The organism is uncultured Nocardioides sp. (genome assembly GCF_902805925.1).
Classification (GTDB): domain Bacteria; phylum Actinomycetota; class Actinomycetes; order Propionibacteriales; family Nocardioidaceae; genus Nocardioides.
Window position 1 is genome coordinate 19,955 of record NZ_CADCUP010000149.1, and the last position, 7,375, is coordinate 27,329.

6 protein-coding genes are annotated in these 7,375 nt (G+C 72.7%); 5 read left to right on the forward strand and 1 reads right to left on the reverse strand.

What is annotated here, in order from left to right:
* The first annotated feature begins 27 nt into the window (after positions 1 to 27).
* From QZX64_RS10840 to QZX64_RS10850, 3 genes are read left to right on the forward strand one after another with little or no spacing between them, the layout of a single operon-like run.
* Positions 28 to 828, forward strand: coding sequence for an ABC transporter permease (locus QZX64_RS10840; protein ID WP_295659478.1), 801 nt, complete (start codon positions 28 to 30; stop codon positions 826 to 828).
* A complete protein-coding gene (locus QZX64_RS10845; RefSeq protein WP_295659480.1) occupies positions 825 to 2,219 on the forward strand; it encodes an FAD-binding oxidoreductase in 1,395 nt (464 codons plus the stop codon). Before QZX64_RS10840 ends, QZX64_RS10845 begins: the two co-directional genes overlap by 4 nt.
* A gap of 12 nt (positions 2,220 to 2,231) precedes the next feature.
* The gene (locus tag QZX64_RS10850; protein ID WP_295659483.1) at positions 2,232 to 3,740 is read left to right on the forward strand and encodes a CoA-acylating methylmalonate-semialdehyde dehydrogenase; all 1,509 of its coding nucleotides are present in this window, start codon (positions 2,232 to 2,234) and stop codon (positions 3,738 to 3,740) included.
* A gap of 36 nt (positions 3,741 to 3,776) precedes the next feature.
* Here QZX64_RS10850 and QZX64_RS10855 read toward each other — a convergent pair whose 3' ends face one another.
* Entirely contained in the window at positions 3,777 to 5,147 is a 1,371-nt protein-coding gene (locus tag QZX64_RS10855) for an aspartate aminotransferase family protein (protein ID WP_295659486.1), read from the reverse strand.
* Between the two features lie 118 nt (positions 5,148 to 5,265).
* Here QZX64_RS10855 and QZX64_RS10860 point away from each other — a divergent pair, with 118 nt between their 5' ends.
* Positions 5,266 to 6,861: an amidohydrolase gene (locus QZX64_RS10860; protein ID WP_295659489.1), complete on the forward strand. Its 1,596-nt coding sequence runs from the start codon at positions 5,266 to 5,268 to the stop codon at positions 6,859 to 6,861.
* 101 nt (positions 6,862 to 6,962) lie between these two features.
* Positions 6,963 to 7,375: aldehyde dehydrogenase family protein (locus tag QZX64_RS10865; protein ID WP_295659492.1), on the forward strand; the 413-nt coding region annotated here is incomplete at its 3' end.

Consider the following 7,375-nt stretch of genomic DNA (forward strand, 5'->3'; position numbering starts at 1 on the left):
CGAGCTGGGAGTGAACGGGAGGGTGCTGTGAGCTGGATCCGACGCAACCTGGTGCTGATGCTGGGGCTCGCGGTGCTCGTCTACACCTTCGTGCCGATCTTCATCGTCGTGCTGATGAGCTTCAACGACCCGCGCAGCCGCAACGTCTACTCCTTCGGCGGCTTCACCCTCGACAACTGGCTCAACCCCTGCCTCGACCCGTCCATGTGCGACGCGGTGGTCCGCAGCATCACGATCGGGATGGCTGCCACGCTGGTCTCCACGGTGCTGGGCACGCTCGCGGCGTTCGCGCTCGTGCGGCACCGCTTCGCCGGTCGCTCGTCCACCAACCTGCTGGTCTTCCTGCCGATGGCGGCCCCCGAGATCGTGCTGGGCTCCTCGCTGCTGGCGCTCTTCGTCTCGGCCGGGTTCGCCGGACAGCTCGGGTTCCGGACGATCCTCATCGCCCACATCCTGTTCTGCCTGTCCTTCGTCATCGTGACCGTGCGGGCGCGCCTGGCAGGCATGGACGACAACCTCGAGCAGGCGGCCCAGGACCTCTACGCGACGCCGGCCCAGACGTTCTGGCGGGTGACCTTCCCGCTGGTCTTCCCGGGGATCCTCGGTGCCGCCCTGCTGAGCTTCTCGCTCTCGTTCGACGACTTCATCATCACCAACCTCAACGCCGGCACCACCACGACGTTCCCGATGTACGTCTGGGGCGTGGCGCAGCGCGGCGTGCCGATGCAGGTGAACGTCATCGGCACCCTCATGTTCGTCGTCTCGATCGCGATCGTGCTCGTCGCGGAGCACCGCAGCCGCCGACAGCGACGGGCCGCGCTGACGTGACCCCCGACCAGGCGCTCGCCGGCGCCCGGCCGGCCGTCTTCTGGCTGGAGGACCCCCAGCGCCCGCCGGTCCTGCCGCCCCTGCGGGGGGCCGGCGCGGCCGACCTCGTCGTGGTCGGCGGCGGCTACACCGGGCTCTGGACGGCGCTCCGAGCGCTCGAGCGCGACCCCGGCCGGTCGGTGGTGGTCCTGGAGGCCGGCCGGTGCGGCGAGGAGGCGAGCGGACGCAACGGCGGCTTCGCCGACGCCAGCCTGACCCATGGCTTCGCCAACGGCCAGGCCAGGTGGCCCGAGGAGATGGCGACGCTCGAGCGGCTCGGCGCCGAGAACCTGCGTGCCATCGGCGAGACCGTGCAGCGGCACGGGATCGACTGCTGCTGGGAGACTCCCGGCGAGCTGACCGTCGCCAGGGCGCCCCACGAGGTGGACGAGCTCGCGGCGGTGGCGGCGCAGATGGGCGCCGCCGGGCACGACGTGCAGGTGCTCGACGCCGCGCAGACCCGTGCCCGCGTCGACTCACCGGCGTACCTCGGCGGGCTGCTCGACCTCCACGGCACCGCGCTGGTCGAGCCCGCCCGGCTGGCCTGGGGCCTGCGGCGTGCCTGCCTGGAGCGGGGGGCCGTCGTCCACGAGCACTCGGCGGTGACCTCGCTGGAGCGGGACGGCGCGTCGGTCGTCGTACGCACCGCGCGCGGGTCGGTGCGCTCCGCCCGGGTGGCGCTGGCGACGAACGCGTTCCCACCGCTCCTGCGCCGGCTGCGGCTGATGACCGTGCCGGTCTACGACCACGTCCTGATGACCGAGCCGCTGAGCGAGGCCCGACTCGCCTCGATCGGGTGGGGCGGCCGCGAGGGCGTCGGCGACGCCGGCAACCTCTTCCACTACTCGCGGCTGACCCGCGACTCCCGGATCCTCTGGGGCGGCTACGACGCGAGCTACCACTACGGGTCCCGGATCGACCGCTCGCTGGAGCAGTCGGACCGCGTGCACGGGCTGCTGGCCCGCACCTTCCTCGCCACCTACCCCCAGCTCGAGGGCCTGCGCTTCAGCCACCGGTGGGGAGGGGTGATCGACACCAGCACCCGCTTCTCCGCCTTCTTCGGGACCGCCCACGCCGGCCGGGTGGCCTACGCGCTGGGCTTCACCGGCCTCGGGGTCGCCGCCACCCGCTTCGCGGCCGACGTGGTGCTCGACCTGCTGGGGGGCCACGAGACCGAGCGCACGACGCTCCGCATGGTGCGCGAGAAGCCGCTGCCGTTCCCACCCGAGCCGGTGCGGTACGCCGGCATCCAGGCCACCCGCCGGTCGATGGCGCGCGCCGACCGCAACGGCGGCCGGCAGGACCTGTGGCTCAAGACCCTGGACCGCCTCGGCCTGGGGTTCGACTCCTGAGAGGGTGACCCCATGATGGATGCAGGGACCGACCTGGTGCCCCACTGGAGGTCCGGCGCCCGGTGGGCGGGCGGAGCCGAGCGCACGGGCGACGTCCACGACCCCGCGACCGGCCAGATCGCGCGGCAGGTGGCGTTCGCCAGCGGCGCCGACGTCGACGCCGTCGTGGCCGACGCCGTGCTGGCCGGCCGCGCGTGGGCCGAGCAGTCGCTGTCGCGCCGTACCGCCGTGCTCTTCGCCTTCCGGGAGGCGCTCTCACGCCGCCGGCACGACGTGGCGGCGGCGATCACGGCCGAGCACGGCAAGGTGCTCGACGACGCGCTCGGCGAGGTGCAGCGCGGGCTCGAGGTGGTGGAGTTCGCCTGCGGCGCCCCGCACCTGCTCAAGGGCGGCTACAGCGAGGGGGTGTCCACCGGTGTGGACGTCTACTCCATCCGCCAGGCGCTGGGCGTGGTCGCCGTGATCGCGCCGTTCAACTTCCCGGCGATGGTGCCGCTGTGGTTCGCACCGGTCGCGATCGCGTGCGGCAACGCCGTGGTGCTCAAGCCGTCCGAGAAGGACCCGTCGGCCTCGATGCTGCTCGCGGAGCTGTGGGCGGAGGCCGGCCTGCCCGCCGGTGTCTTCAGCGTCGTGCACGGCGACAAGGTGGCCGTCGACGCGCTGCTCACCCACGGCGACGTCGCTGCCGTCTCCTTCGTCGGCTCGACGCCGATCGCCCGCTACGTCTACGAGACCGGCACCGCGCACGGCAAGCGGGTGCAGGCGCTCGGCGGCGCCAAGAACCACATGGTCGTGCTGCCCGACGCCGACCTCGAGGCCGCGGCCGACGCCGCGGTCAGCGCCGGCTTCGGCTCGGCGGGCGAGCGCTGCATGGCCGTCTCGGCGCTGGTCTGCGTGGACCCGGTGGCCGACGAGCTGGTGCCCCTCATCGCGTCCCGGGTGGCGCGGCTGCGCACCGGCGACGGCCGGCGTGGTGCCGACATGGGACCACTGGTCACCGGCGCCCACCGCGACAAGGTCGCGTCGTACGTGGACGCGGGCGTGAGCGCCGGGGCTGCGCTGGTCATCGACGGCCGCGACGTCGCGCCCGACGCCGACGGGGCCGGGTTCTGGCTCGGTCCCACGCTCTTCGACCGCGTCCGGCCCGGGATGTCCATCTATGACGACGAGATCTTCGGGCCGGTGCTCTCGGTGCTCCGCGTGCCGTCGTACGACGCGGCGCTGGCCCTGGTCAACGCCAACCGCTACGGCAACGGGACGGCCATCTTCACCGCCGACGGGGGAGCCGCGCGGCGGTTCCAGCACGAGGTGCAGGTCGGCATGATCGGGGTCAACGTGCCGATCCCGGTGCCGATGGCCTACTACTCGTTCGGTGGCTGGAAGGCGTCGCTGTTCGGCGACACCCACGCCCACGGGGTGGAGGGCGTGCACTTCTACACCCGCGGCAAGGTGGTCACCTCACGGTGGCCCCACCCCGCCACCCGCACGGGGGTGGACCTGGGGTTCCCGACCCACGACTGACCCTCCCGAGAGGGGCGGTTCGGGGGCAGGGACGGCTCAGAGCAGCGACGAGGCCTTGTCGAGCACGACCCGCAGGACGCCCTCGATCTCGTCGAAGTGCTCCTGGGTGCAGATCAGCGGCGGCGAGAGCTGCACCACCGGGTCGCCGCGGTCGTCGGCGCGGCAGTAGAGGCCCTCGTCGTACAGCGCGCGGGAGAGGTAGCCGCGCAGCAGCTTCTCCGACTCCGCGGCGTCGAAGGACTGCTTGGTCTCCTTGTCCTTGACCAGCTCGATGCCGTAGAAGTAGCCGTCGCCGCGGACGTCGCCGACGATCGGCAGGTCGAGCAGCTTCTCCAGCGTCGCCCGGAACGCGTCCTGGTTGGCCCGGACGTTCTCGAGCACCCCCTCGTTCTCGAAGGCGTCGAGGTTGGCCATCGCGACCGCGGCGGAGACCGGGTGCCCGCCGAAGGTGTAGCCGTGGGCGAAGGAGTTGTGCCCCTCGAGGAACGGTGCCATCAGCCGGTCGGTGGCGATCATCGCGCCGAGCGGTGCGTAGCCCGAGGTGATGCCCTTGGCGCAGGTGATGATGTCGGGCTGGTAGCCGTAGCGCTCGGCGCCGAACATGTGCCCCAGCCGCCCGAACGCGCAGATGACCTCGTCGGAGACCAGCAGGACGTCGTACTCGTCGCAGATCTCGCGCACCCGCTGGAAGTAGCCGGGCGGCGGCGGGAAGCAGCCGCCGGCGTTCTGCACCGGCTCGAGGAAGACGGCCGCGACCGTCTCGGGGCCCTCGTTCTCGATGGCGACGGCGATCTGGTCGGCGGCCCAGCGGCCGAAGGCCTCCAGGTCGCCCTCGCGCTCGGGGGCGCGGTAGAAGTTGGTGTTGGGCACCCGGAACGTCGAGGGCACCAACGGCTCGAACTGCGCCTTGAGGCCGGGCAGGCCCGTGATCGACAGGGCGCCCTGGGTGGTGCCGTGGTAGGCGATGGCCCGGCTGATGACCTTGTGCTTCATCGGCCGGCCGGTGAGCTTGTAGTAGTTCTTGGCCAGCTTCCACGCCGACTCGACCGCCTCGCCGCCGCCGCTGGTGAAGAAGACGCGGTTCAGGTCGCCGGGCGCGTAGCCGGCCACCCGCTGGGCGAGCTCGATCGCCTTCGGGTGCGCGTAGGACCACAACGGCATGAACGCCAGCTCGCGCGCCTGGGCGGCTGCCGCCTCGGCGAGGTCCTCGCGGCCGTGGCCGAGCTGGGAGACGAACAGGCCGGCGAGGGCGTCGAGGTAGCGACGCCCGTGGCTGTCCCAGATGTAGGCGCCCTCACCCCGCACGATGACCGGCACCTCGGCGTGGTCGTAGGTGGAGTGGCGCGTGAAGTGCATCCACAGGTGGTCCTTGGCGGCTTGCTGCAGATGGTCGTACCTTGTGTCCATGGCGTCCATCCTGCGATGGTCCGACGCCCGAGGCAAGGGATTCCGTCGTCAATCTGGGCCTAAAGGTATGCGATCCGTGCGAAATGGTGACTCGACCATCGTCTTTCGCAACGGAAGCGTGTTCGACGGCCACGACCACGCAGGTCGGGCCGACGTGGTCGTCGAGGGCGACCGCATCGTCGCGGTCGGCCCCGACCTCCCGCACCGCGGCCGCGTGGTCGACCTCGACGGCGGCCTGCTGTCGCCGGGGTTCGTCGACGCCCACGTGCACGCTGTGCAGGGCGGCCTGGAGCGGGTGCGCTGCGACCTCGCACCCGTGCCCGAGGACGCTCACGCCTATCTCGAGGCCGTCGCCGCCTACGCCCACGCGCGGCCGGACGTGCCCTGGATCCTGGGCGGCGGCTGGTCGATGGCGGTGTTCCCCGGTGGCACCCCGACCGCGGCCGAGCTGGACCACGCCGTGCCCGACCGCCCGGCGTTCCTGCCCAACCGCGACCACCACGGCGCCTGGGTCAACACCGCGGCGCTGGAGCGGGCCGGCATCGACCGGCACACCCCCGACCCGCCCGACGGCCGCATCGAGCGCGACGCGCAGGGTGATCCCACCGGCACCCTCCACGAGGGAGCGATGCGACTGGTCACCCCGCTGCTGCCGCGCACCCTCGACGAGGACTACGACGCGGCGCTGGCCGAGGGCCAGCGCTACCTGCTCTCCCTGGGCGTGACCGGGTGGCAGGACGCCATCGTCGGCGCCTACGCCGGCATGGACGACCCCGGGCCGATCTACGCGCGCGCCGCCCACCGTGGCGCCCTGACGGCGTACGTCGTGGGCGCGCTGTGGTGGGAGCGCGACCGTGGGCTCGAGCAGCTGGCCGAGCTGCGCCGCCGGCGGGAGGAGCTCACGCAGGGCCGGTTCCGCGCGACCTCGGTGAAGGTGATGCAGGACGGCATCGCGGAGAACGGCACGGCGGCGATGCTGGAGCCCTACCTCGACCGGTGCGGCCACCCGACGTCCAACCGCGGCCACTCGTTCCTCGACGCGGCCGTGCTCGCGCGCGCCGTCGCGGCGCTGGACGCCGACGGCTTCCAGGTGCACGTGCACGCGATCGGCGACCGCGGGGTGCGCGAGGCGCTCGACGCCTTCGAGGCGCTGCCGCCCCGGTCGGCCGGTGCCGACCTGCGCCACCACCTCGCCCACCTGCAGGTGGTGCACCCCGACGACGTGCCGCGCTTCGCCCGGACCGGGGTGGCGGCGAACCTGCAGACGCTGTGGGCCTGCCACGAGCCCGAGATGGACGAGCTGACCGTGCCGTACCTGGGGGAGCGGCGCAGCCGACGGCAGTACCCCTTCGGCGACCTGCACCGCGCGGACGCGCGCCTGGCCGCCGGCAGCGACTGGCCGGTGAGCACCCCCGACCCGCTGCTCGCCATCCACACGGCCGTCAACCGCACGACGTACGGCGCGCAGGGGCGGGCGGGCACCGACCCCTTCCTGCCCGAGCAGGCGCTCGACCTCGTCACCGCGTTCGCGGCGTACACGTCGGGAAGCGCCTGGATCAACCACCGCGACGACGCCGGCGTGGTCCGGCCCGGTGCCGTGGCCGACCTGGTCGTGCTGGACCGCGACCCGTTCGCCGGCCCGGTCGAGGACATCGGTGCCACCCGGGTCGTCTCGACGTGGGTCGACGGGGTGCTGGTCGCGGGCCGGGCCTGACCAGGTGAGCCGACTCGCGGCCGCCGGCCGGGGCGACGGATTCCGTCGTGATATCGAATCAGACCTACCGAATCCGTCGGTCCGCTGGCTAGGGTCCTCTCATGTCATCACAGTCCTTCAGGAACGTCATCGACGGCGAGCTCGTCGACGCGGTCTCCGGCGAGACCTACGACGTCATCGACCCCAGCACGGGCGAGGTCTACGCCAGCGCCCCCATGTCGCGCGCCGAGGACGTCGACCGCGCGTACGCCGCCGCCGACGCCGCCTTCGAGGGCTGGGCGACGGCCACGCCGCAGGAGCGTGCCCGGGCGCTGCTCCGCATCGCAGACGCCATCGACGAGCGCGCCGAGGAGATCGTGCGCGTGGAGTCGCGCGACACCGGCAAGCCGATCGGGCTGACGGCCAGCGAGGAGCTCCCGCCCAGCTCCGACCACTTCCGCTTCTTCGCCGGCGCGGCACGGCTGCTCGAGGGCAGGTCGGCCGGGGAGTACCTCGCGGACCACACCTCCTTTTT